Origin of the sequence: Denitrificimonas caeni DSM 24390 (assembly GCF_000421765.1) — a bacterium.
In the GTDB taxonomy this organism is placed as follows: domain Bacteria; phylum Pseudomonadota; class Gammaproteobacteria; order Pseudomonadales; family Pseudomonadaceae; genus Denitrificimonas; species Denitrificimonas caeni.
Genome location: NZ_ATXQ01000005.1, coordinates 1 through 26,133 on the forward strand (window position 1 = coordinate 1; position 26,133 = coordinate 26,133).

Annotated in this window: 21 protein-coding genes and 1 pseudogene; 14 read left to right on the forward strand and 8 right to left on the reverse strand. The window is 49.3% G+C overall.

The features are described from left to right. Positions 1-210: 210 nt before the first annotated feature. Entirely contained in the window at positions 211-876 is a 666-nt protein-coding gene (locus tag H591_RS0108540; protein ID WP_028244294.1) for a thiopurine S-methyltransferase, read from the reverse strand. A 913-nt stretch (positions 877-1,789) separates the two neighbouring features. After that, positions 1,790-5,701 (reverse strand): ATP-dependent RNA helicase HrpA, encoded by a 3,912-nt coding sequence (gene hrpA, locus H591_RS0108545; RefSeq protein ID WP_022966536.1) that lies wholly within the window; start codon positions 5,699-5,701, stop codon positions 1,790-1,792. Between the two features lie 173 nt (positions 5,702-5,874). Here hrpA and yaaA point away from each other — a divergent pair, with 173 nt between their 5' ends. The 10 genes from yaaA to H591_RS15085 all read left to right on the forward strand — a co-directional run bounded on the left by yaaA (position 5,875) and on the right by H591_RS15085 (position 17,687). Next, positions 5,875-6,654 carry a peroxide stress protein YaaA gene (gene yaaA / locus H591_RS0108550; RefSeq protein ID WP_022966537.1) on the forward strand — a complete coding sequence of 260 codons (780 nt, stop codon included), beginning with the start codon at positions 5,875-5,877 and terminating at the stop codon, positions 6,652-6,654. A gap of 4 nt (positions 6,655-6,658) precedes the next feature. Beyond that, a complete protein-coding gene (locus tag H591_RS0108555) occupies positions 6,659-7,123 on the forward strand; it encodes a hypothetical protein (RefSeq protein WP_022966538.1) in 465 nt (154 codons plus the stop codon). Between the two features lie 82 nt (positions 7,124-7,205). Next, entirely contained in the window at positions 7,206-7,382 is a 177-nt protein-coding gene (locus H591_RS16005; RefSeq protein ID WP_022966539.1) for a hypothetical protein, read from the forward strand. Next, a complete protein-coding gene (locus H591_RS0108565) occupies positions 7,366-10,335 on the forward strand; it encodes a sensor histidine kinase (protein WP_022966540.1) in 2,970 nt (989 codons plus the stop codon). The genes H591_RS16005 and H591_RS0108565 overlap by 17 nt, the downstream gene beginning before the upstream one ends. A 52-nt stretch (positions 10,336-10,387) precedes the next feature. Further along, positions 10,388-11,821, forward strand: coding sequence for a sigma-54-dependent transcriptional regulator (locus H591_RS0108570; protein WP_022966541.1), 1,434 nt, complete (start codon positions 10,388-10,390; stop codon positions 11,819-11,821). A 29-nt stretch (positions 11,822-11,850) separates the two neighbouring features. Further along, the gene (locus H591_RS0108575; RefSeq protein ID WP_022966542.1) at positions 11,851-13,185 is read left to right on the forward strand and encodes a TAXI family TRAP transporter solute-binding subunit; all 1,335 of its coding nucleotides are present in this window, start codon (positions 11,851-11,853) and stop codon (positions 13,183-13,185) included. A gap of 87 nt (positions 13,186-13,272) precedes the next feature. Further along, positions 13,273-14,280 carry a nucleoid-associated protein YejK gene (gene yejK, locus H591_RS0108580; RefSeq protein ID WP_022966543.1) on the forward strand — a complete coding sequence of 336 codons (1,008 nt, stop codon included), beginning with the start codon at positions 13,273-13,275 and terminating at the stop codon, positions 14,278-14,280. 1 nt (position 14,281) lies between these two features. Beyond that, positions 14,282-15,109 carry a polyphosphate kinase 2 family protein gene (locus tag H591_RS0108585; protein WP_022966544.1) on the forward strand — a complete coding sequence of 276 codons (828 nt, stop codon included), beginning with the start codon at positions 14,282-14,284 and terminating at the stop codon, positions 15,107-15,109. 32 nt (positions 15,110-15,141) lie between these two features. Beyond that, a complete protein-coding gene (locus H591_RS0108590) occupies positions 15,142-15,969 on the forward strand; it encodes a DUF4344 domain-containing metallopeptidase (RefSeq protein ID WP_028244296.1) in 828 nt (275 codons plus the stop codon). 170 nt (positions 15,970-16,139) lie between these two features. Further along, positions 16,140-17,687 (forward strand): methyl-accepting chemotaxis protein, encoded by a 1,548-nt coding sequence (locus tag H591_RS15085; protein ID WP_022966545.1) that lies wholly within the window; start codon positions 16,140-16,142, stop codon positions 17,685-17,687. 55 nt (positions 17,688-17,742) lie between these two features. Here H591_RS15085 and H591_RS0108600 read toward each other — a convergent pair whose 3' ends face one another. Together H591_RS0108600 and H591_RS0108605 are read right to left on the reverse strand one after the other, a co-directional pair. After that, positions 17,743-18,327: an RBBP9/YdeN family alpha/beta hydrolase gene (locus tag H591_RS0108600; protein WP_022966546.1), complete on the reverse strand. Its 585-nt coding sequence runs from the start codon at positions 18,325-18,327 to the stop codon at positions 17,743-17,745. Between the two features lie 68 nt (positions 18,328-18,395). Next, on the reverse strand, positions 18,396-19,034 hold the full coding sequence (locus H591_RS0108605) for a peroxiredoxin (protein ID WP_022966547.1): 639 nt from the start codon (positions 19,032-19,034) through the stop codon (positions 18,396-18,398). 381 nt (positions 19,035-19,415) lie between these two features. On the opposite strand from H591_RS0108605, the gene H591_RS0108610 reads away from it, so the two are divergent. The 4 genes from H591_RS0108610 (at position 19,416) to H591_RS0108625 (ending at position 23,142) form a co-directional block, all read left to right on the forward strand. Then, entirely contained in the window at positions 19,416-20,420 is a 1,005-nt protein-coding gene (locus H591_RS0108610) for a sulfate ABC transporter substrate-binding protein (RefSeq protein WP_022966548.1), read from the forward strand. A 70-nt stretch (positions 20,421-20,490) separates the two neighbouring features. Next, complete coding sequence (cysT, locus tag H591_RS0108615) at positions 20,491-21,309, forward strand: sulfate ABC transporter permease subunit CysT (protein ID WP_022966549.1); 819 nt, start codon at positions 20,491-20,493, stop codon at positions 21,307-21,309. 9 nt (positions 21,310-21,318) lie between these two features. Continuing rightward, the gene (gene cysW / locus H591_RS0108620; protein ID WP_022966550.1) at positions 21,319-22,170 is read left to right on the forward strand and encodes a sulfate ABC transporter permease subunit CysW; all 852 of its coding nucleotides are present in this window, start codon (positions 21,319-21,321) and stop codon (positions 22,168-22,170) included. A 3-nt stretch (positions 22,171-22,173) separates the two neighbouring features. Then, positions 22,174-23,142, forward strand: a complete 969-nt coding sequence (locus H591_RS0108625) for a sulfate/molybdate ABC transporter ATP-binding protein (RefSeq protein WP_022966551.1) — start codon at positions 22,174-22,176, stop codon at positions 23,140-23,142. Positions 23,143-23,259: 117 nt separating this feature from the next. On the opposite strand, the gene H591_RS0108630 is transcribed toward H591_RS0108625, so the two are convergent. The 4 genes and pseudogenes from H591_RS0108630 to H591_RS15090 all read right to left on the reverse strand — a co-directional run bounded on the left by H591_RS0108630 (position 23,260) and on the right by H591_RS15090 (position 26,119). Continuing rightward, positions 23,260-23,541, reverse strand: coding sequence for a DUF503 domain-containing protein (locus H591_RS0108630; RefSeq protein ID WP_022966552.1), 282 nt, complete (start codon positions 23,539-23,541; stop codon positions 23,260-23,262). A gap of 124 nt (positions 23,542-23,665) precedes the next feature. Further along, positions 23,666-24,085 (reverse strand): YkvA family protein, encoded by a 420-nt coding sequence (locus H591_RS0108635; protein ID WP_022966553.1) that lies wholly within the window; start codon positions 24,083-24,085, stop codon positions 23,666-23,668. 282 nt (positions 24,086-24,367) lie between these two features. Further along, positions 24,368-24,526 (reverse strand): annotated as a pseudogene (gene recR, locus H591_RS15870) (recombination mediator RecR); the annotation flags it as partial. Between the two features lie 144 nt (positions 24,527-24,670). After that, complete coding sequence (locus H591_RS15090) at positions 24,671-26,119, reverse strand: MFS transporter (protein WP_022966555.1); 1,449 nt, start codon at positions 26,117-26,119, stop codon at positions 24,671-24,673. Positions 26,120-26,133: the final 14 nt, after the last annotated feature.

Sequence of the window (26,133 nt, forward strand, 5' to 3'; positions counted from 1 at the left end):
TGCGGGCCAGCGGCCCGCGCTCCCAGAAATGTGCGTTCTCAGTGCCAGCGCTCCCAGAGATATGCGTTATCAACGCCAGCGCAAATGGTCAATCAGTGTTGTGCTGGATCTGTGGCCAGCGCTGATCGCATGTATGACCCGCCCGCACAAAAACGAACTGCTTTAACTAAACCTTAACCAAGCATCGTCAATGAGTTGGCATCTACAGACTCAAGCTAAACTGCGGTGTTTCACCCAATATACATATTCAAAAAGGCGCGTTACCCCAGCATCTTTAAAACGCCACTCCTGACCCAGCGCATCACGCTCTTCAAGGCACTCAAGAGTAAAAGTATTACCTAATAACTGCTCAACTTGCGCTGGCGACACAGCAAATGGTGGTCCATTCATCTCCGCTTGCGGGTAATCCAGCGTCATCAATAAACCTTGGCAATGCTCTGGCAAATGCGTAGACAGATGCTGCGCATAAAGACCGCGTAATTCATCAGGCAAAGCAATTAAAGACGCGCGATCGTAAAAAGCATCAACAGCGGCTAAATCATCGGCAGTCAAAGCAAAAAAATCACCACACAAAATACTAATTGCGCCAGCACTGTAGCGTTTAAAAGCACCTTGCTGAGTGACTGTAGGCAACAATTGCTGCTCCGCAAAAAAATCCACTACAGCCTTTTCAATCAGCTCAACACCCAACACACAATAGCCTTGCTCAGCCAACCAGAGCAGATCCAGACTCTTTCCGCATAAAGGGACAAAGACACAACTGCCTTGTGCAACCTGCAAAGTCGGCCAATATTTCTCCAGCCCTGGATTCACTTCTTGGAGATGAAAACCAATCTGATTACGCTGCCAACGCGCCTGCCAAAACCCTTCTTCCATCATTAATGCTCGCTTAAATAATCAGAAGCAAACATATAACTGTTCAATACGTATAGCCAGTCGACGAAAGGAATCCGACTCAAAAGAGACAAGCGCAAATCAAGATGGAAACGCTAATGATCAATGAGTACTGCGCTGGATCAGTGATCAGCGCAGCCAGGGATAGCGTAGCCCCGAATCGAGTCAGGATGAGTCGTTGAGGGAATAACAGATGCAGCGCAGTGCGGTAGGCGCAAGATTTGCAGTTTTGTAGTTTTGCGGGCCAGCGGCCCGCGCTCCCAGATATCGGCACTCGCAGTGCCAACACTTCCAGATATGAGCGTTCTCAATGCCAGCGATAATGATCAATGAGTACTGCGTTGGATATGTGATCAGCGGAGCCAGGGATGGCGTAGCCCCGAATCGAGTCAGGATGACGCGTTGAGGGAAAAACAGATTCAGCGCAGTCCGGCAGGCACAAGAGTTGCAGTTCTGCTGTTTTGCGGGCCAGCGGCCCGCGCTCCCAGATGTCGGCACTCTCAGTGCCAACACTTCCAGATATGAGCGTTCTCAATGCCAGCGATAATGATCAATGAGTACTGCGCTGAATATGTGACCAGCGGAGCCAGGGATGGCGGAGCCCCGAATCGAGTCAGGATGACGCGTTGAGGGAAAAACAGATTCAGTGCAGTGCGGTAGGCGCAAGGTAAAAACAGCACTGCACAATAGTGCGTAATGCAAAGTCTAAAATAACCAGCGAGTTACAAACTTCTGAGCGGCAACTACACAAATCTAACTGATGAGCCACCGCTGGTCGCAGGTATGACCTGCTCGTACAAAGCTATTGCAACTCTTACTCGAGCGGCAAGCAACCACCGCGCATGGATTGCCAATGCATGCAGACAAGCAAAGGTTTTGCCAACCAGCTCTAGGCTTAATCGCTGACTAACGACCATTGCTTGCTCAGACGCTTATCCGACACTGCCACCTTAGTACCCAGTTGCTGAGCAAACAACGACACGCGGTACTCTTCCAGCATCCAACGGTACAGCGTCAGCGCCTCATCGTACTTGCCTTCTTGCGCATGTTTAGACTGGCGTTTCTTCAGCTGATCTAAATACCCCGTCAACTCAATCGTCCACACTCGGTCCTGTTGCACTTGGCTTGGCAGCTTCTCCAGACGTTGCTCAATCGCTTTCAGATAACGTGGGTACTCCTGCAGCCACTGTGCTGGCGTATCACGCACAAACCCGGCATAGAGCAAACTGGCGAGCTGCGCTTTAATATCATTCAAGGACACCGCCATCGACAGATCGATCCGTCCTTTCAAACGTTTTTTAAGCGCATGCCAACGCTGCAAAATCAGCAAAACGGTTTTAGCTAAATGCTCGGCCACCGGCACCAATTCACCACGCTTAGCACTGGCCAATTGAGCCACCGACTCTGCATCACGCGGCAACAGGGTTAAACCCTGCAACATACAACGATCGACACTGGCTAACAGAATATCTTCCGTCAGCGCCTCAATGCGGCCTAAATCACGGTACAGCAAAGCCATTTCCGTTAACCCTGGCAAACGGCTGCGCACATACTTAGCCGGCTCTGCCACCTGCTGTAGCAGTAAGCGTTGCAAAGCGCGGCGATGCTCGTGATCAGCTTGTTGCTGAGTCGAGAAGCGCCCTTCTTGCACCTCACCAGCGTTATCCACTAGCGCTGGGTACACCGTCATCGCCATGCCAGCCACTGTATGGGTGGTTTGAGCAGCCACGGCAAAGGTATCCGCCGCCACTGTCTGCGTTGCCGTTTTCGTGTGTTTGAGTTCAGCCAAGGCTTGCTGACTGGCCTCAGAAAAACGACGACGCAATTGCGCCAAGTCACGACCTTCGCCCAAATACTGACCTGCAGCATCAACCACTTCTATGTTCATGCGTAAATGCTCTTCAAGCTGCTCTACCGCTTGCTGCCAAAGCTCTTCACTGACCCGCACACCGGTTATGCGTAATAACTGCTGACCCAGCGCTTCAGTCAGCGAGCCTTGGGCAAACGGCAGGCCTTCGAGCGCGGCGCCAACAAAGTCAGGCACAGGGACAAAATTTTTGCGCACTGCTTTGGGTAAGTTGCGCACCATAGCGATGCAGCGCGTGGCTAACAAACCGGGCACCAGCCACTGCAATAAAGCTTCTGGCACTTGCGCTAGCAAGGGTGCCGGAATCGTCACCGTGACGCCATCTCGCACATGCCCAGGCTCAAAGTGATAACTGAGCGGCAGCTGAATGTCCTGCCAATTTAAAGTGTCAGGATATTGATTTGCCGTCACTTCAGTGGCATCGCGTGCCAGCGCATCCTCTTGGGTCATCAGCAATAACTGCGGATTTTTCTCGCGACTGCGCTTGTACCAACGATCAAAACTGGCGGTCTGATAAATATCTGCTGGAATATGTTGATCATAGTAGGCAAACAGGGTCTCTTCATCAGCCAAAATATCGCGGCGACGGGCTTTGGCCTCAAGCTTATCCAGCGTGGCTAATAACTCGCGGTTGGCTTGCAAACAGTGCGCACGACTGAGAATTTGATTGGCCACCAAACCTTCACGAATAAAGGTCTCACGACTGAGCACCGGGTCAATCGGGCCATAATGCACAGAACGGCGACCGATAATAATCAAACCGTACAAACTCACCTGCTCATAAGCGACCACCTGACCACGGCGTTTTTCCCAGTGTGGCTCTAGGTAACTGCGCTTAAGTAGGTGCTCCGCCAGCTGCTCAGCCCACTCTGGCTCAATTTTCGCCACTAAGCGGGCAAACAGCTTGGTGGTTTCCACCAACTCAGCGGCCATCAACCACTGCGGACGTTTACGCCCCAAGGTGCTGGAAGGGTGAATATGAAAACGTCGCTGCCGCGCACCTAAAAAGTCATTGTCTTCGGTTTTTTGGCCGATTTGACTCAGCAAGCCAGTCAACAATGCTTTATGCAGTTGCGCGTAATCGCAGGGCTGCTCGTTAAAGGGCAGCTTAAGCTCACGACAAATTAAGGCGAGCTGGCGGTGCGCATCGCGCCATTCACGCATGCGTAAATAATTAAGAAAATGCGTACGACACCAGCGGCGCACCCCCGAACTGCCCAGCGCTAAACGCTGTTCTTCAAAGCTGCGCCAAATATTAATTAAGACAGCAAAGTCAGAATCTGGATCTTTCCAGGGTGCATGGGCTTGATCGGCGGCTTGCTGTTTGTCCGCTGGGCGCTCACGGGGGTCTTGAATCGACAAGGCACTGGCGACAATCAGCATTTCGCGCAAACTGCCTTGTTCAGCAGCAGCCAGCAGCATGCGCCCCACTCGTGGGTCGATGGGTAACCGCGCCAACTGCTGACCTAAACCAGTCAACTTACCGTAACGGTCGACTGCGCTGAGTTCTTGCAGCACGTTAAAGCCATCACTGATGGCCTTGCCTTCGGGTGGCTCAATAAAGGGAAAGTCTTCAATAGCGCCCAGACGCAAATGCAGCATCTGCAAAATCACTGCCGCCAAGTTGGTGCGCAAAATCTCTGGATCAGTAAACTCCGGCCGGCTTAGAAAATCGGCTTCGCTGTACAGACGAATACAAATCCCCGCCTCCACGCGACCACAACGGCCTTGGCGCTGATTGGCACTGGCGCGGGAAATGGCTTCAATCGGCAAACGTTGGATTTTCGCCCGATAACTGTAACGGCTGATGCGCGCCGTACCGCTATCAATCACATAGCGAATACCCGGCACAGTGAGCGAGGTTTCCGCCACGTTGGTGGCCAAAATTACTTTACGCGCAGGGCTGCTTTGGAAAATCTTTTGCTGCTCGCTGGGCGATAAACGTGCATACAGCGGTAAAATCTCGGTGTGTTTGAGCTGGGCTTTGCGCAACACTTCCGCACATTCACGAATCTCGCGCTCACCGGGTAAAAACACCAAGACATCACCGGGCAAACGCTTTTCGCGGCGCTCATGCTCAGCGATTTCTAGCAAACCATTTAAGATACCCCGATCAACGCTGAGGTCTTCTTCAAGGGTATTACCGTCTTCATCTTGGCTGGCCACTAACGGGCGATACCAGGTTTCCACTGGATACGTACGGCCGGACACTTCGATAATCGGTGCGTCATCAAAATGCCTAGAGAAGCGCTCAAGATCAATGGTCGCCGAGGTGATAATGACTTTTAGATCAGGGCGGCGCGGTAGCAGCTGTTTGATATAACCCAGCAAGAAGTCAATATTAAGACTGCGCTCATGGGCTTCATCAATAATGATGGTGTCATAACGCTGCAGAAAACGGTCACGCCCCGTTTCTGCGAGCAAAATACCATCGGTCATCAGTTTAATCAGGGTGCGTTCATGACTCTGATCTTCATAGCGCACCTGATAACCCACCAGCTCACCCAAGGGACTGGCGATTTCTTCAGCAATTCGCGCGGCCACACTGCGCGCCGCCAAACGGCGTGGCTGAGTATGGCCAATCAGACCTTGGGTGCCGCGCCCCATCTCCAGACATAGCTTAGGCAGCTGAGTGGTTTTACCAGAGCCTGTCTCACCGGCAATGATCAACACCTGATGCTTGGCCAGCGCCTGCTTAATCTCTTCGCGGCGCTCAGCAATGGGTAAACTGTCATCGTAATGAATCGGCGGGATACTTAAACGACGGTGCTCCACCTGCTGGCAGGACTTATCTAGATCCTGCTGCCACTGGACTAAGGCACTGTCATGTTCAGGCTTTTTCAATAACGCCGAAAGTCGCTGACGCAAGCGATGCTGGTCAGCGCTCATAGCCTGCTTGATGTGTGCGTGTAATGCGTGCGTGGTGTTTAGCTTGCTCATCAACTACTAATACAGTTTAACTACAGAGCCGCGTATTGTCGCAGATTCATCCGTGCTTTGCTGCCTCATTGCAATTTACACAGCGCACGTGGCGCATTTTAAATTGTATACTCAAGGCATATCTCTTTTCTGCAGCGCCAGTTCAAGCTGCATTGCTCTGAGGACCTGACTCTATGCTTATGGTTATTTCGCCAGCTAAAACACTGGATTACACCAGCCCCTTGGCCACTCAAGAATACAGCCTGCCACGCTACCTTGAGCAATCGGCCCAGCTGATCGAAGTGTTACGCAAACTCTCACCCAATGAACTCGCAGAGCTGATGAAGCTCTCTGATAAATTGGCCGGTCTTAACGTAGCGCGCTTTACTGAGTGGCAGCCTGATTTTACGCTTGAGAATGCTAGACAAGCGATCTTGGCCTTTCGCGGTGATGTCTATACCGGCTTAGATGCCGACAGTTTAAGCGCGGCTGATTTTCAATACGCACAGCAACACTTGCGCATTCTTTCCGGTCTTTACGGTGTGTTACGCCCTCTGGACTTAATACAGCCTTACCGTTTAGAAATGGGCACCAAGCTCAACAACCCTGCCGGTCATAACCTGTATGAGTTCTGGGGCGAACAAATCACTGAGTCACTCAATCAATGCTTAGCCGAACAAAACACTGACATACTGCTGAATTTGGCCTCCAATGAGTACTTTAAAGCAGTCAAGCCTAAGCAGTTGAAAGCGACCTTGATCAATGTTGACTTTAAAGACTTAAAAAACGGTCAATACAAAATCATTAGCTTTTACGCCAAAAAAGCGCGCGGCATGATGGCCCGCTATGTGATTGAAAATAAAATTGACTCAGTCGCGGGACTGCGTAAGTTCAACACGCAAGGCTATTACTACAGCGCCGAGCAATCCAAGCCTGAGCATTTAGTGTTTTTACGCGACCAACCTGAGGACTAGCCTGATGCTGCCACCGGCGTTGATTCCCCTGACATGGTTAGTCTTGCTGCTACGCTACCCTAAGCGCACGCTCGCCATTGGTTTGCCTATTGTGCTGACCTTAGCGAGCATTGCTGGCTGGCTCATTCTCGACCAGCACAGCAACCAGCGCCGGCTTGATCGTTTAGACATGCAAATCACTTATGCACCCACTGAGTGCACAGTTGACGCGCCCCTACGTGTGCAATTACGTAACAGTACTGATCAGTCACTGATCAATTTAAAATGGCGTATCGCTGCTTACCGCCCTGGCGAAGATATCAACTTGGTTGAAACCCTGTTTACCGAAGCGCGCTACAGCAGTGCAAGCCCCTTGGCGCCTAACGCACAATGGCATACCTGCTTGCCGCTACCGAGTTTGCGTGCAGGCTATCGCCCAAGCACACTTGAGTTTCGAATTGAACGTCGCCAAGGTCATTTTGTTCGATAAATACGCTACTCACTGCAGTTAAGTGTGGCGAATGGCCGCCCTCTTGGTTACTATCGGTGACACTTGAGTGTTGAGTGGCATCATGTACATTTATCGATTAGTCCTCATTTTAGTTGTTGGGATTTATTTGTTTTCACCCGCCATCATGGACTGGTGGACTGCTCCCGGCAGTGTTTGGTATCGCCCGTATTTATTGTGGCTGATTCTGATTGTGGTCACTTTTATTTTGCAGAGCCAACAAGATGCCGACGAGCTTTAGCCTTAGCCAGCTGGTTTTAATCAGCACCACATACTTACTTACGCTGTTTGGTGTGGCCTGGGCGACAGAAAAAGGCTGGGTCCCACGTTGGATCGTGCGCCATCCCATCACTTATATTTTGTCGTTGGGCGTATACGCCAGCGCCTGGGCATTTTTTGGCTCAGTGGGCCTAGCCTATCAGTACGATTATGGCTTTCTAGCGATTTACCTCGGTTTATCCGGTGCGTTTTTATTAGCACCAGTACTGCTCTACCCGATTTTGCATCTAACCCGAACCCATCAACTGTCTTCGTTAGCGGACTTGTTTGCCTTTCGTTTTCGCAGCACCTGGGTCGGAGCCATCACCACAATTGGCATGCTGTTAGGCGCTCTACCCTTATTAGCCTTACAGATCCAAGCCGTCGCCGACACCATCGGAATTCTCACCCGCGAGCCTATTCAAGACCGTGTAGCCCTGGCCTTTTGTGTTTTAATCACCCTGTTTTCGATTTTATTCGGTGCCAGGCACGTTGCCACCCGTGAGAAACATGAAGGCTTAGTCTTTGCCATTGCCTTTGAATCACTGGTTAAACTGATCGCGTTGTTAGCCATCGGCGCTTACGCATTGTTTGTTGTGTTTGACGGCCCGAATGATTTAGAAATATGGCTATCGCAAAATAAAGACATTCTCAGCGAGCTACAAATCCCCTTACAAGAAGGTCCATGGCGCACCTTATTACTACTGTTTTTCGCCTCAGCCACTGTGATGCCGCACATGTATCACATGATTTTCACCGAGAACCTCAACCCGCGCTCGATGGTCAGTGCCAGTTGGGGTGTGCCACTGTTTTTACTGCTGATGAGTTTACCTGTGCTGCCCATCCTATGGGCGGGACTCAAACTCGGTGCACCCACCTCACCGGAATACTTCACCCTTGGTTTAGGTTTAGCAGCCAATAATGAACGTCTCACCTTACTGGCTTATATGGGTGGCCTGTCCGCGGCCAGCGGCGTGATTATCGTATTGACCTTAGCCCTGTCCGGCATGGTGCTCAACCATATCGTTTTGCCGCTGTATCAACCGCCAGCCGAAGGTAATATTTACCGCTGGCTAAAATGGACAAGACGCTTACTGATCTGCACCATTATTGTCGCCGGTTATGGCTTTTATCTATTACTACGCTCAGAGCAAGATTTATCCAATCTTGGCTTAGTCGCCTTTGTTGCAACATTGCAGTTTTTACCAGGCTTGCTATCAGTACTGTATTGGCCCAAAGCCAACAGTTCTGGCTTTATCTGCGGGGCGCTGATGGGGATGCTGGTTTGGACAATCGGTATGCTGTTGCCAATGTTTAGCAACATCCAAGAATTTTCTTTACCTTGGTTTGACTACACCTATGTTTTGGATGACCGCAACTGGCATTTCTCGGCCATTGCCGCACTGGCAGCTAACTGTTTTACTTTTGTTGTGATTTCTCTAATAGCGCGCACCAGCAGTGAAGAGCAACGTGCCGCGCAAGCCTGTGTCGTCAACAATGTGCGCCGTCCGGAACGCCGTGAATTATTGGCTCGCACAGCGCAGCAATTTGTGGCAGAACTGTCCAAACCCTTAGGTGCAGTCACTGCGCAACGGGAAGTTGAACAGGCCATGCAAGACTTGCAACTGCCCTTTGACGAACGTCGCCCATTTGCCTTGCGCCGTTTACGCGACCGCATTGAAGCAAACTTATCAGGTCTAATGGGCCCAAGCGTTGCGCAAGATTTAGTCGGCACTTTTTTGCCTTATAAAGCGGGCAGTGAAACTTATGTCACCGAAGACATTCACTTTATTGAAAGCCGTCTTGAAGAGTATCGCTCACGTCTTACCGGTCTTGCCGCCGAACTAGATGTGCTGCGGCGCTATCACCGACAAACGTTGCAAGACTTACCCATGGGTGTGTGCTCACTGGCTAAGGACAATGAAATCCTCATGTGGAACCACGCCCTCGAAGATCTCACTGGAATTACCGCCTCACGCGTGGTGGGCTCACGACTGGATAGCATCGACGCCCCGTGGCGTGATTTACTGCTTGAGTTTGCCCAAGGCAGTCGCTCTCATTTACACAAGCATGCACTGCAAGGCTTGCACGAAGCACGCTGGCTCAACTTGCACAAAGCAGCCATTGATGAACCTTTAGCACCTGGCAATACCGGTTTAGTGCTGCTCGTTGAAGATGCCACCAAAACGCGCTTACTCGAAGATAAGCTGGTGCACTCAGAGCGTTTAGCCTCGATTGGCCGACTCGCCGCTGGGGTTGCCCATGAGATTGGCAATCCGATTACCGGCATTGCTTGCTTGGCGCAAAACCTGCGCGAAGAGCGCAGTGAAGACGCTGAAATCATTGAAATGAGCAATCAAATCCTCGAGCAAACCAAGCGCGTGTCGCGCATTGTGCAGTCACTGATGAGTTTTTCACACTCAGGCCAACAACAGCACGACAATCATGAGCCGGTCAGCCTGTTCGACACCAGCGCTGAAGCGATGCATTTACTCAGTCTGAACAAGCTCAGTAAAGCGGTAAACTTTTTTAATCTATGCAACCCACAGCATTTAGTTCTTGGCGATGCACAGCGTCTCGCACAGGTACTGATCAACTTATTATCCAATGCGCGCGATGCCAGTCCTGAGCAAGGGCACATTTATATCCGCACAACCGCGACCCTTTCTCATGTAGAGTTATCCATTGAGGATCAAGGCACTGGCATCAGCACCGCTAATTTAGAACATTTATTCGAGCCTTTCTTCACCACCAAAGACCCTGGCCAAGGCACTGGACTGGGCTTGGCTTTGGTCTACTCGATTATTGAAGAACACCACGGGGAAATCCATGTCGATAGCCCCAGCGATACAGAGCATCAGCGCGGCACTCGTTTCCGTATTACTTTGCCGCGCCATGTTCCAACCTCCAGCCCAGTAGTGAGTGGTCTGCTATGAACAACATAGTTCTGGCGCACCTATTCATTCTGTTTGTTTAGAGAGAGTGTCAATGCATCATATTTTGATTGTTGAAGATGAACCTATTATTCGCTCGGCATTGCGTCGTTTACTCGAACGCAACACGTATCAGGTCAGCGAAGCAGGTTCCGTTCAAGAAGCACAAGAGCGCTATAACATTCAATCTTTTGATTTGATCATTAGCGATTTGCGCTTACCTGGTGCGCCTGGCACCGAAATGATTAAGCTGGCCGAGCCTAAGCCAGTGCTGATCATGACCAGTTATGCCAGCTTACGCTCAGCGGTTGACTCCATGCGTTTAGGCGCAATTGACTATATTGCCAAACCTTTTGATCATGATGAAATGCTGCAAACCATCGCCCGCATCATCCATGACTATCAGTTACAGGTAGAACAAGATGAGTCCGGCGAAGACCCGCTGCTCGATGCTGAGCCAGAGGAAGCCTTCGATAACTCTGATATTGGTATTATTGGTAGCAGTGCAGTGATGCGCACCCTTTACGGTAAAATCCGCAAAGTCGCACCAACCGATTCTAACGTGCTCATTCAAGGCGAATCCGGCACCGGTAAAGAGTTAGTGGCGCGTGCGCTACATAATTTATCGAAACGTGCAAAAGCGCCGATGATCTCGGTGAACTGCGCAGCGATTCCTGAATCGCTCATTGAGTCAGAGTTGTTTGGCCATGAGAAAGGCGCTTTCACTGGCGCTGTATCAGCTCGCACCGGTTTGGTGGAAGCCGCGCATGGCGGTACATTATTTTTAGATGAAATTGGTGAACTGCCATTAGAAGCACAAGCGCGTTTACTGCGCGTACTGCAAGAGGGTGAAATCCGTCGAGTTGGCTCAGTGCAATCGCAAAAAGTTGATGTACGCCTCGTTGCTGCAACACACCGTGATTTAAAAAGCCTTGCGAAAACCGGTGGCTTCCGTGAAGACTTGTATTACCGCCTGCATGTGATCGCACTGCACTTGCCTGCCTTGCGTGACCGTGAAAACGATGTGGTAGAAATTGCTGACATTCTTTTAGAACGTCAACGTTTGCGCATGGACAAAGAGCCTATGGATTTTACTGCGCAAGCGAAAAAAGCGCTGCAAAAATACAGCTGGCCAGGCAACGTACGTGAACTGGAAAATGCCTTAGAGCGTGCAGTGATTCTCTGCGAAGGCTCGCAAGTGACTACCGAACTGATGGGTATTGATGTTGATCTGGATACTGAAGATGCCGCGAACGAATTAGCCAGCAGCACTGCGCAACAGGCAGCAAGTCAGGCGAACACTGATGAGGCAGAACCTGTCGCCAACGACCTATCTTTAGAAGATTATTTCCAACGTTTTGTGCTTGAGCATCAAGACCGTATGACCGAAACTGATTTAGCCAGCAAACTTGGCATCAGTCGCAAATGCTTATGGGAACGACGTCAGCGTTTTGGTATCCCGCGCCGTAAAAACCCGAATACCCCATAACAACAATACCTGTATAACAGGGAGTGCCGATGAATCGTATCTTGCAAGACATATCCATTATGCTGCGCGCCAACTTATGGTTGGTGCCCGTTTTAGGCGCGCTGGTCACCGCGCTATTTTACTTTGTCGCACCACCACCACCGATGCATGCCACTATGAGTACCGGCGGTGTTGGCGGCGGTTATGCACAATTCGCAGAAAAACTACGCGAAGAACTGGCTAAAGAAGGCTTTGAATTAAAGCTGGTTAACAGCAAAGGCTCGCGTGAAAACACCGAACGTCTGCTTGACGATGACAGCGGCGTGCAACTGGCGCTACTGCAAAGCGGTCAAGAACTCGAACTGGATGAAAAACAGCGAAAGCAGCTGATCAATCTAGGCGCGGTGTTTCAAGAGCCCTTATGGCTGTTTGCCCGCAAAGACCTAACAATCGACACCCTCAGTGATTTAATCAACTTGCGAACTGCCATTGGTGCAAACAACGGCGGCATTCGCATGATTGTTAATCCCATGCTTGCAGCCAATCAAATTGATAGCCAAAACTTACCTGAAGGATGGCAAGCCTATAGCGGCAAAAAAGCCCTTACAGCGATGCTCGTTGACGAACTGGATGCAGCTTTTTTCTTAGGCCCAGCTGAGAGCGCATTAGTACAAGAGGCTGCCAGCCACAATGATTTGCAGTTGGTCAGCTTTAATCAAGCTGCAGCGTATCGTGCGCGTCTGCCCTTTATTACTGAAATCAAGGTTGGCCAAGGCTTACTTAACTTAGCCACTAATCAGCCACAACAGGACACCAGCACAGTGGGTCCAGTGGCGATGCTAATGGCCAATGAATCTTTCCACCCGGCCCTGACTGCGCTGATTTTAGCTTCTGCACAAGAAGTAATGAGATCAGGTACCTTGATTGATAAGCCTGATACTTGGCCGAAAAACCTGCCCAATGATTTTGAGTCACTGACCGAAGCTGAGTACTTTCACGACAAAGGCTTACCGCTTTTACAACGCTATCTGCCCTTTAGAATTGCTTCACTGGCCGATCGCTATATTATTTTAGTCATCCCTTTGTTGGTGCTGCTGTTTCCATTGTTTAAAATTGCCGGTCCAGTCTATCGCTGGCGCATTCGTGCTCGGATTTATCGCTGGTACAAGTACCTCCGGGATGTTGACAAGCAACTCTCCAACGACACTCTACCGATGCATCTCGATGAAGAAATTAAGCGTCTTAGCGCTTTGCAAGATGAATTGGCAAAAGTTGAAGTACCGTTGTCATACACCAATGAACTCTATCAATTACATTTACACGTCCGTTATGTTTTACAGCGCTTAGAGCGTCTTAAAGCTGAACGAGACACCCGCACCAAATAACTTCATTTATCACTTTATTGCTGTGATTCTACTGTGAGCATTGCACACAGTAGATCGCGGCTGTTTTAGCGTAAAGGTTAAACCGCCATGCCTCTGCACCATTGTATTATTCATTTTATTGACAAAAAGCCCGATGACAGCCCTGCCATGCTGAAAACACGCAGCGAATGCTTGCCGCAGAGCAGCGCTTTAGAGCATTTACTGGCTGACATCAACGACAGCTATAACAGCAAACCGAGCAAAGCGTGGGGCCTGTTTCAAACGGATCAAACAGAATATCCACTGCATGCTTGGTTAGCTGATTACCTTGCGGAAAAAATTGATTTTACCCAGTTCAGCCGAGATGCTGTTGAGCATCTAAAAAAGCAACTGGATGCGTTAAATATCACCCTATCCGGTCACGTGCTGTTTGCCCACTATCAACAAGGTATGACTGACTACCTCTCCATTGCTGTGCTGCAACACAGTGAAGGAATGGTCATTAGCGAAGCATTGGGGGTTGATTCTGCACGTCATCTCGATCTCGGCCAGATGCATTTAGCTACGCGAATCAACTTATCCGAATGGCAAAACAACAGCCAGTCCAAGCAATATATTTCCTTTATCAAAGGCAAAAACGGTAAAAAAGTCATTGATGGTTTCCGCGACTTTTTAGGTTGCCAGGAAGGCGTTGATGGCCCCGGCGAAACACGCACCCTGTTAAAAGCCTTTAGCGATTTCGTTGAAAGTGAAGACTTGCCCGAAGAACAAGCGCGCGAGAAAACTAGCAACCTGATCAGTTATGCCAATAGCCAAACACGCCGTGGCGAGGTGGTCAGCATTGAAGGTTTATCCGAAGCCCTCGATGAAGATAACCCGAAAGCTTTTTACGATCATATTCGTAATAAAGATTACGGCTTGTCGCCAGAAATCCCAGCCGATAAACGCACCTTAAATGCTTTTCACCGTTTTACGGGTCGCGCAGAAGGCATCTCGATTAGCTTTGAGTCGCACCTGCTTGGCTCTAAAGTCGAATACGATGAAGGCCGCGATATGTTGATCATTCGTCAGCTGCCAACGCAGCTCAAAGATCAACTCAAGCGTAACAAGGACTAATATGCGTCTGTCTGATGCTATTTTACAGCAATGCCATTATCAACATGCTAGCGCTTTAAATCTGGATCCAAATCGTGATTTTGGCTTACCGATGCACAAGGCAGACGCACGCCTAGAAGACTTACGCAAATGGCTCGATCGCCAACAGCAGTTGCTCTGGGCTAACAACGGCCCAGCCATCTTAGTCTGGCTGCAAGGCCCTGATTGCTCAGGCAAAGACGGCGCTATACGGAACAGCCTACGCGGTCTCAATCCGCAAGGGATTCGCGTCAGTGACTTTCAAAAGCCCACCGAGCAGCAGCGCAGCGAACACTTTTTAAAGCGCTATCGTGAGCAATTACCCACTGCAGGCATGATCACTGTCTTTAATCGCACACCTTATGAAGGTTTGGTCAGCGATTTAGCCGATGGCGATATCGACAGCAATCAAGCCGCTGAGCGTTTACAGCAATTATTGGCTTTTGAAGAACAACTGGCAGAGCAGAATATTCATCTGATTAAAATCTATTTACACATTAGCAAAAGTGAGCAGAAAAAACGTTTACAACAACGTTTTATCAACCCAGAAAAGCGTTGGAAAATTTCTGCAGCAGATTTAATCGGTCATCAGAACTTTGAGCAGATTCAAGAAAACTGGAATCAAGCTTTTGCGCAAAGCAGTAGCCTCTCGCATCCATGGCATATTTTGCCATCTCATAACAAAGCACTGCGTAATCTTTTAATCTGTAGCTTAATTGCAAAAAAACTCGAGGCTTTAGACTTACAATGGCCGCAACCAGCATTGCCATTTGCCATTGAGGACCTCGATTTAGCATGCTCATCCAGCTAAAACTCATCAAGAAACACGCGACAATCAGCTTGATGAGACTCTTTACACGGCAACTGTGCAGCGTTTTTTGCTTGCTGTATGCCACCAGCAGCGTCGCGCAAGAACACGACAGCGCCGAGCAGTTGCGTTTTGTAACGACCAACTCAGAATTCACTCTATTGCATGAAATGGGTCACTTGCTGATTCACGAGTTACAGCTACCGGTGCTGGGGCGTGAAGAAGATGCAGCAGATCAACTCGGTTTTATTGGTTTATTTTTAATCCATGAGCGCCAACAAACGCCAGACTTTCCGATGCGCTTATTAGACGTGGCTGACTACTGGCGACTCGAATGGCAAAGCGCTAAAGATTCTGAAGAACAAATCCAAGCCTGGGACAGCCACGCTTTAGATGAGCAGCGCTTTTATAATATCGCCTGCTTAGCCTATGGCAGTGATCCAAAGAATCTTGAGTGGATTATCGAAATGACCGGCTTACCAGAAGAACGGGCATTTTATTGTCAAGATGAGTATGAGCAAGCCAAATATGCCGCGCTTTGGTTTCGTGAGCACTTTAAACGCACAAGTGGCGAACCCGTTAAACATCGAATTCGCGTCATTTACGATACACCGCCACACCACTTAGATGGTGGCAGTGAACTTTTAGAAAAAGTTAAAGCCAGTGGCGAATTAGAAGCTGTAGCTGAACGCGCCAGTGAGTTTTTTGTATTGCCGCGTGATCTGACTCTGCGCGTTGCTTCTTGCGGTGCGCCAGATAGTTGGTACAACACCATCAGTGGCGAATTGACTCTATGTTATGAGCGCATTGCGCACTTTAGGAAACTGGCGCGCAAGCTGCCGCGGTTAAACTCTAAAGCATAATCAATACACCCAACTGTGCTCCATACGAGACTAATGACTCTTAATCTAACGACCAAAGTGTGATGGCCTTTTGCTCGCAAGAATGTCGCAATAAGAACCTGCATATTCAACAAAAACATCAACAATTATAACAATTGTTCTATGTCATTCGAGTAAGGCGCTTTGTTCTCATGATTTCTACTTATCGTGTTTTAGGTTTACAAATCGGCAGCATTATCGCACTCGTCATTTTATCGTGGCTGAACGCGCCTTTTTGGACTAGTAGTATTTTGCTCCTACCAATATTTGTTATCCCCCTATTAGGTCAAACTACGCAAACCACTGAAGTTGTGCATAATGCAGAGCAAACCACAGAGCTGGCTCGCCACTTATCTCACGCGACAACAGCCAGTGCCTTGACTGCCGCAGGAGTCAGTCATGCTGCGCAGCAGCTCAAGCAAAAATTAATTTCTTTGGTTAACTCCGCTGAGCGTATTGAACACAGCGCAGGACAAGTCATAACCACTGAAGAAGCCACTGCGCAACTTAGCGAACAAAGTTTATGCGCAGCGAGCGCGGTACGTAGCAATAGCCAAGAAGGTCAGCTTGGTTTAGAAAAAGCGACCTTCAGTATGCAAGCTCTTACACAACAGGCCAACAATAGCCGTACGCTGATTGAAAATCTCAGAGAACGCAGCCGAGAAATCCAGAAAGTGGCTTCGGTCATTCAAGGTATTGCCAGCCAAACCAATTTATTAGCATTGAATGCTGCGATTGAAGCCGCACGTGCCGGTGAGTACGGTCGAGGCTTTGCGGTGGTTGCTGATGAAGTTCGAGGCTTAGCCAGTCGCACTGCTGCTGCTACTGAGGAAGTTGAGCGCATGGTTCAAGAAATCCAGCAAAATACCAATGATGTTGCAGAGCATCAACATAGACTGATTGAGGATCTCAATAACAGCGTAGAACTGGTGGAAAGCGCAGGCAATCAACTCAATGAGATCACCGGACTGGCGGTGACTGTCGAACAGCAAATGCAAACTATAGCCAGTGGCACGCAAAACAATCGCGTACAACTCGAGGGGCTTTTTAAAGAAGTCGAACAGGTCCGTCAAGACCTGGCTGATAGTGATCAACAAACAGCACAACTCAGCCAATCTGCGGCCCTACTTGAAGATCAAACGGAAGGAATTAGCGAAAAGCTTTCTGAGATCAGTTTGTCAGAATACCACCAGCATATTTACGAGCTGGCACAGAACGCAGCTCAGCAAATCAGTACGCAATTTGAAAACGACATTGCTCAAGGTAAAATCAGCCAAACAGCGCTATTCGATCGTAACTATCAAGAAATCGCGAATACTCATCCGAAAAAATACAGCACCGCATTTGATAAGTATACCGATCAAGTGCTCAGCACCTTTCAGGAACCTATTCTGCAAAACAATCCACATGCTGTATTTGCTATTACCTGTACGCAACAAGGCTATATTCCCACCCATAACATCATTTATAGTCAGCCCCTGACGGGTAATTATGAGCAAGACTATTTGCATAATCGAACCAAGCGTATTTTCAATGATCGTGTTGGCGCTCGCTGCGGTAATCATCAGAAGCCTTTACTTTTGCAAACCTACATCCGTGAAACCGGTGAGCACATGCACGATATTTCCGTACCGATTTATGTGCAAGGTAAACATTGGGGTGGTTTTAGAATTGGTTATCGACCCGAAGATGCAGCGTAGGTTAATAGCGTAGTAAGCAATTCTTTCAGGTTAGGAAATCAAACAGCTGATCGACTTAAGCGCTGCGCTGGCAATCGCTTTTGGCATGTTCTTGCAACTGGTACAACCACGCAAAACCTTGCTCCCAACGATGATGGCCGGACTGCACATTAATGTGCCCAGCATTGGGCACAATCACCGCCTCACTACCCCAAGCTTTCGCGAACTCTAGTGCACGTTGCGCAGTTGCTGCATGGTCATTGCTGGAGCCAATTAATACGCTGGCAAATGGCAGATTTGAGTTTGGCATCGGGGCAAAATTGCGCAAAGGTTCTGGACAATCACTGCGTTCGACATCAGCCGGCGCAACCAACAAAGCACCGCATACGCGATCGAGCAATGCAGCCGGTGCTTGCGCAGCCCAGTGCGCGACGGTGACGCAACCTAGGCTGTGGGCAATCAGCAGCACTGGACGTCGATCGGCGGCAATTTGACGCTGCAGTTGCGCGACCCACGCCTGACGCTCAGGTAATAACCAATCATCTTGCTCAACTCGCGCGCAGGCCGGCAATACCTGCTGCCAATGGGACTGCCAATGCTCAGCCGATGATCCCTGCCAGCCTGGCACAATTAAATAACGCACATCAGTGGTCTGGCGCATCGGCGCTTTCCTTCTCTATAGGTCTGGATTGCAGAGCAACTCATGCTCTGCAGCCAGACGTTTGCATCTTAACGGTTAGGCTGTGGCGTCAGGCGCAAGTAAGGTTTTACTGCACGGTAGCCCTTTGGGAAGCGCTCTTCCAGTTCAGCCTTATCTTGGATCGATGGCACAATCACTACCTCTTCACCGTCCTGCCAGTTGGCTGGTGTGGCAACTTTATAGTTGTCGGTCAGTTGCAGAGAATCAATCACTCGTAAAATCTCATGGAAGTTACGTCCGGTGCTGGCTGGATAGGTGATGGTCAAACGCACTTTTTTGTTTGGATCAATAATAAACAGCGAACGCACAGTCAGCGTGTTGCTGGCATTAGGGTGAATCAGATCATAAAGCTTGGATACTTTACGGTCATCATCGGCCAAGATTGGAAAGTTCACGATGGTGTTTTGTGTCTCGTTAATATCCTTGATCCACTCATGGTGTGAGTCAACTGGATCAACCGATAAAGCAATTGCCTTGACATTACGCGCGGCAAATTCGTCTTTGAGCTTGGCAGTAAAGCCCAGTTCAGTGGTGCACACTGGTGTGAAGTCGGCTGGGTGTGAGAATAAAACGCCCCAACTGTCGCCCAACCACTCATGAAAACTGATCAAGCCTTCGCTTGAGTCTTGTTTGAAATCCGGTGCGGTATCGCCTAATTGAATACTCATGGGTGTTTCCTCAGTAATGGATCAGTGGCATTAAAACTATGCTGTCGCATTAACTATGCTACAACACCATCCTATCTTAAAAGAATATAAAAGCATCTATCTATAACCAGAAAGAATATACAGCCTCAAACCTTTAATTCTTTTAAAGCATAAGAGAATCACTAAACAGTATTTTAAAGAATAAGCAACAACGGCTATGATAAGCACCCTAACGCCAGCACTAGACGGCGTATTGGCATAAGGAACATCGCATGCAACTCTCGACATTAAGGTATAGCCATCGCTACTCGCTTCAATCAGCACTGACATGCTGCTGTTGGCGAATGCGAGAGTTTTTTGCGTAAAGGTTATTGAGCCAATCTCTTATTTAGGAAGTACCGCATGTCAATTTTAAGTCGCCGTTTCAGCCTGTTTGCCGGTGTGCTCTTTGCCACCAGCGCAATCACAGCGCAGGCACAAACCTTACTCAATGTGTCTTATGATCCGACACGTGAGTTTTACAGTGATTTTAATCGCGCTTTTAACCAACACTGGCAAGCGCAAGGCAATGAAGCTCTGCAAGTGCAACAATCCCATGGTGGTTCCGGTAAACAAGCGCGCTCAGTCTCTGAAGGCTTGCGCGCTGACGTTGTCACCCTAGCCTTAGCCGGTGATATTGATCAACTGCATACATCAGGTAAATGGCTCGCCAAAGACTGGCAGCAACGCTTACCAAACGCGAGCACGCCTTATACTTCAACCATCGTGTTTCTGGTCCGCAAAGGCAATCCCAAGCAGATACAAGATTGGGACGATTTAGTTAAGCCTGGCATTAGCGTGATCACACCGAACCCCAAAACCTCAGGCGGCGCTCGTTGGAACTTTTTAGCCGCTTGGGCCTATGCAAAACAAACTTATGGCAGTGAGCAACAGGCACAAGATTTTGTTCAGCGTTTATTTGCCAACGTGCCTGTTCTGGATAGTGGAGCTCGCGCAGCGACCAATACTTTTACCAATAACGGCATGGGTGATGTGCTACTGGCATGGGAAAACGAAGCTTATTTAACTTTAAAAGAGCACGGTGCTGACAGCTTTGAGATCATTGCTCCATCCATCTCAATTTTAGCTGAGCCGCCAGTAACGGTGGTTGATCGCAACGTCGATCGCAAAGGCACCCGCGCGGTCGCTGAAGCCTACCTGCAATACTTATACAGCGATGTTGGCCAACGCATTGCTGCAGAACACTTTTATCGTCCACGTAATGTCGCGATCGCTAAAGAGTTTGCTGAGCAATTTGCACCGTTAAAACTGGTGACTATTGATGATTTTTTCGGCGGTTGGCAGCAAGCACAAGCGCAGTTTTTTAATGATGGCGGCGTTTTCGACCAAATTTATCAACAACAGTAATGTTATCCGAGTCAGCACAGCCCATAGCGTGTATGGGCTGTTTTTTTAAATAACCACAAGGCGAGTCACTATGTCACGACGCTCCTCACCGGTCATTCCAGGCTTTGGATTGACCCTCGGCTACACTCTGGTGTACCTCAGCTTATTGGTATTTTTACCATTAGCCGGCATGTTTATTTATGCCGCGCAGTTGAGTTGGTCAGAGTTTTACGCGATTGTCAGCGCGCCACGCGTGGTAGCGGCACTCAAGCTCAGCTTTGGTACTGCTTTCATCGCCGCGTTGCTCAATGGGGTCATCGGCACACTGTTCGCCTGGGTGTTGGTGCGTTATCGCTTTCCAGGCCGCAAAGTGATTGATGCAATGATTGACCTGCCCTTTGCTTTGCCCACCGCTGTGGCGGGTATTGCTTTGACTGCGTTGTATGCACCGAATGGTTTTGTCGGACGTTTTGCTGCGGATTTAGGTATCACCATTGCTTACACGCCTTTTGGTATTACCTTAGCACTGACCTTTGTCACCTTGCCCTTTGTTGTGCGCACCATTCAGCCGGTACTGGCGGATATCCCCCGTGAGCTCGAAGAAGCTGCAACCTGCCTTGGTGCTCGCCCTCTGCAAGTGTTCTGGAATATTTTACTACCGGCCTTATTGCCAGCATGGCTGACTGGTTTTGCATTGGCTTTTGCTCGCGGTGTCGGTGAATACGGCTCAGTGATTTTCATTGCTGGTAACATGCCCGGCAAAACCGAAATTCTACCGCTACTGATCATGGTTAAGCTCGATCAATACGACTACGTCGGCGCCACGGCAATTGGCGTGATGATGCTGGTGGTGTCTTTTGTCTTACTGCTGTTGATCAACCTTCTCCAACGCTACGTTGCTAAGGGCTAAGGAATACCTATGTCGACCACATCCCATCAGAACTCACGCAACGCACCAAGCTGGGCACGCTTAGCGCTGATCATTGCCGCCTGGGCGACCTTTATCGTCTTTTTAGTACTGCCACTGGCCATTGTATTAATTGAAGCCTTAAAAATGGGCGTTGCACACTTTTTTGAATCAATGCTAGAAGCCGATGCCATCTCAGCATTAAAGCTGACTTTACTGGCGGTTGCCATCTCGGTTCCGCTGAACTTAGTCTTTGGTGTCGCTGCCGCGTGGTGCGTCAGTAAACATGATTTTTATGGTAAAAGCGTCTTAATCACTTTAATTGATCTGCCCTTTTCGGTGTCACCGATCATCGCCGGTTTAGTTTATGTATTGTTGTTTGGCGCGCAGGGTTTCTTTGGTGAATGGCTGATTGAACATGACATTCAAATCATCTTTGCCGTACCCGGTATCGTCTTAGCAACCTTGTTTGTCACCGTGCCTTTTGTCGCACGTGAGCTGATTCCATTAATGCAGCAACAAGGTACCCAAGAAGAAGAAGCGGCGCGTTTACTCGGCGCCAGCGGTTGGCAGATGTTTTGGCATGTCACCGTGCCCAATATCAAATGGGGTTTGATGTACGGCGTGGTGCTCTGTACGGCGCGGGCGATGGGTGAATTTGGTGCGGTGTCGGTGGTCTCTGGGCATATCCGTGGTTTTACCAACACTCTGCCCCTGCATGTTGAAATTCTTTACAACGAATACAACCACGTTGCGGCCTTTAGTGTTGCCAGCCTGCTATTAATTTTGGCGTTGATTATGTTGCTGCTCAAGCAGTGGAGCGAATCGCGGATCAACCGTCAGCTAAACAATGGAGACGAATAAGTCATGAGTATTGAAGTCCGCCAAGTTCATAAGCAGTTCGGCAACTTTACTGCGTTAAACAACATTAATTTAGACATCAAAGCTGGCGAATTGGTGGCCTTACTCGGCCCATCCGGCTGTGGTAAAACCACCCTGCTGCGCATTATTGCTGGCTTAGAAACGCCGGATACCGGCAGCATTTTATTTAACGGCGATGATGTGTCACGCCGCGACGTACGCAAGCGCAATGTCGGCTTTGTGTTTCAACATTACGCCTTGTTTCGTCATATGACGGTGTTTGATAACGTGGCTTTCGGTCTGCGGATGAAATCACGCCGCGAGCGCCCAAGCGAAGCAGTGATTGCTGAAAAAGTCCAAGAGTTGCTGCGCATGGTGCAACTGGATTGGTTATCCGACCGTTACCCTGAACAGCTCTCAGGCGGTCAGCGCCAGCGCATTGCTTTAGCGCGAGCTTTAGCGGTTGAGCCGCAAATCCTGCTGCTCGATGAGCCTTTTGGTGCGTTAGATGCCAAGGTGCGTAAAGAGCTGCGCCGCTGGTTGGCTAACTTACACGAAGACATCAACCTCACCTCTGTGTTTGTTACCCACGACCAAGAAGAAGCCATGGAAGTGGCCGATCGCATCGTGGTAATGAACAAAGGTGTGATTGAACAAATCGGTACGCCTGCTGAAGTCTATGAGAACCCAGCCAGCGATTTTGTTTATCACTTTTTAGGTGATTCCAACCGCCTTAAAGTGGCGGATCAAGATATCCAGTTCCGTCCGCATGAAGTATTGCTGTCACAAGTCGCGGTGACTGACCATCAGCCCGGTATTGTGCGTGATATTCGTCCATTAGGTGCTATCACGCGAGTGACTTTAAAAGTTGAAGGTCAAGACGAGCCGATCGAAGCTGAAGTGCCTCGTGATGATGTCAATCTGCAAGGTTTAACCCGTGGCGCGACGCTGTTCTTCAAGCCGAAAGCATCATAATTTGACTCTATAATGGCGACTTACAGGATCGGTGTTTTACCCACCCTTCTTGTAAGTTGACCCTTTGAGTATGATCGGCGCTGCCAATCGCGCCAGTGCAACTGCAACAAGGTAAGATTAGAGAAACTCGCGTACAACATCCATAATTCGCCCTTCAACCGTAGTTTGCACCTTATCTTCAATCTGGCTGCATAGCGCCTCAACCTCACGCTTGGTCATACCTACGACAACAAAGGACCACTGACTGGCATCATGCCGGTTCAGTTCGCCACTTTCACACACCGCCACCGCTGGGTTGCGTCCAAAACGCTCATGCAAACCACCGACACGCTGACGCTTCTCTTTCAAAGAACTGCAGCCTGGCAGAGAAAAAGTGAAGGTTAGAATAGCTATGTGCATGACTTCTCCCTAATAAAGATAAAGCGTTTACAGTTGGCCGATGAGAAGAACACATCAGCACAGACGCTTGGGTAATTACTGCCTTAAGATGCACTGACGACTTACCCAGCAGCCGTTCTTTGCTTCAACTCGCCTGCTCTGACTCCCACTCCAAGAAGCCGTCAATATCAGCGCTAAAAGTCTTCATTGTCCAGCCAAGTAGCGCGGCATCGTCAAGCAACCCAAAGCCGACAATAAAGTCCGGCACGAGGTCTATTGGCATGACAAAGTAGATCACTGAGGCAACAATCATCATCAGTGAATGCCAAGGTACTTCTCGGTAACTGCCCTTGGCATAGGCTCTAATCAGACGAAAGCAAGCTGTCAGCTGTGTCCAGACAGTACCTAGCACACCTATTTTATCGGTTGCTTTTTTCGAAGCTTTATCGATCAGCTCATTAAGCTTTGCTGAGTCATTTATATACTCTGCAGCTTTGCTCTTAGCTTGATTAAATGCTCTGCTCGCTTTAGCTTTTGCAGCGGCATCTGACTTATTCTTCGTCATACGACGACTCCTATATGGATGCTATTCTGCCTAGCACCGCGCTCATCATCAGTGAGCACTTGGATACGAGCGGCAGTATGCCTCCGTCAGCATCTTCAATCCCTGAGACGCAAGCTTATGAAAAATAGTTCCGCTAATATGTTTAGCGAACTGACTAGCGCAGCATCTGTGTTCCAAGGGTTGCTTTATGCAACACATTGATAGCGTTACGCTTATAGCAAAAATAACTAAGCGCTATCTATCTACCAAAGACCATAGCATTTAGTCTGAAGCTGTCCGCAATCACATTTGCATCGATCGACGTCCGGCTAGAGCATGACTGAGCGTACCGCCACCGACCATTTCCAATTCGCCACCGAGTGGCATACCATGGGCTAAGCGTGAGGTAATCAGCTGTTTATCAGCCAATATCTGCGCGATGTAATGCGCGGTGGCTTCGCCTTATAAGTTGACGAATCAAAGGACTAAACGACAAGAATACTAAGCGTATTGACTAACGACAAAAAGATACAACGACTTCATAATTCAATATGCCACTACAAGAGTTCAGAAAACTGATATAAACGCCTTGCACGATGTAAATCACTAAAGCGCACGCCGGTCGCGTAAATCTTTAAAAGCCATGGCCAAGGCTAACAAAATGACGAAAGCAATCGCCAGTAAACCAACAGTCACCGCTACCGACCATGAGCTGTAGGGACGCACGGCAAAAACAATGGCAGTGATCACCGCAATTCCCACCGAGGTACCAATGCGCTGCCCCGTTTGCATGATCGCCCCCGAGCTGCCGGCATAAGCCAACGGCACTTCAGCCAAAGTCAGGGCTTGGTTAGGGCTGACCACCGAGCCTTGGCCAAGGCCAAAGAATCCCAAGGTCACTAGCAGCCACCAAATACTTAAGCTCAGATATTCATGCAGTAGCACCACCGCGACACTGCTGAGCAAGCCGAAAACAGCCATGCTCAAACCGCCAATCACAACTTTACGACCATAGCTATTCACGCGTTTACCGGCCCAGTTCGCGGAATAAGCGGAAAGCAGCGCTGACGGGATGCCGACCATACCGGCTTCAAACGCTGAAAAACCAAGCCCTTGCTGTACATATAAGGGAATCAAAACCCAGACACTGGTCATCCCCAAAAAATACAGCGTCATAATGATGCTGCCGTTGCGGTAACTGGATGTGGCGAAAATCTTTAAATCGACCATAGGGCTGTATCCCCGCAAGGTATACCAGCGCTCCCAACGTACCCATAGGTAAAACAACAGCAACCCGCTCGGCAGCAACAACCACAGCAGTGCGGTCGAACCGGACTCAACAAAGGGATAAAGTACCGCCAACACGCCCAAACCCAGTAATAGCGCACCTATTGGATCCAAAGAGCTTAAGCCCTTATGTTCCTGCAGTTTCGGTTTATGAATTAACGGACGTGGAAACCAGAGTAACGCTAGCACTATGGTCAGCAGGCCCACTGGCACATTGATCAAAAATGTCAGACGCCAGCCAATTTCTAAGCCGCCCAACTGAATCAATAGCCCCCCAATCACTGGGCCAATAGCGACAGAAACCCCTACTGTCGTGCCAAAAAAGCCAAAAGCGCGACCGCGTTCTGAGCCTTTAAAATACTGTTGAATCATGCCCAGCGCTTGTGGGTTCATAAAGCCGGAACCGACTCCTTGCACAAAACGCGCGCCATTGAGCCAGTGCGCATCAGGTGCTAAACCAGCAGCAACTGAAGCAAGAGTAAAGATCACCACACCGAGGATAAAAATCCCACCGCGGCCCATCAGATCACCAGCACGCCCAGCACTGACCAGCACCACGCCAAAGGTCAAGGCGTAGCCGGAGAGCACCCACTGAATATCCGACTGACTGGCATTGAGTCCATCCTGAATCGAGGCCAAAGCCACATTCACCACACTGACGCTCATCAGCGACATAAAAATCGCTATCAGTAACACAACCAAAATCCGCCAGCGCACGGGGTCACTGCTGAGATCGGTGGCACCAGAATGCTGTGTCAATTGCGTCATTTAACAACCATAAA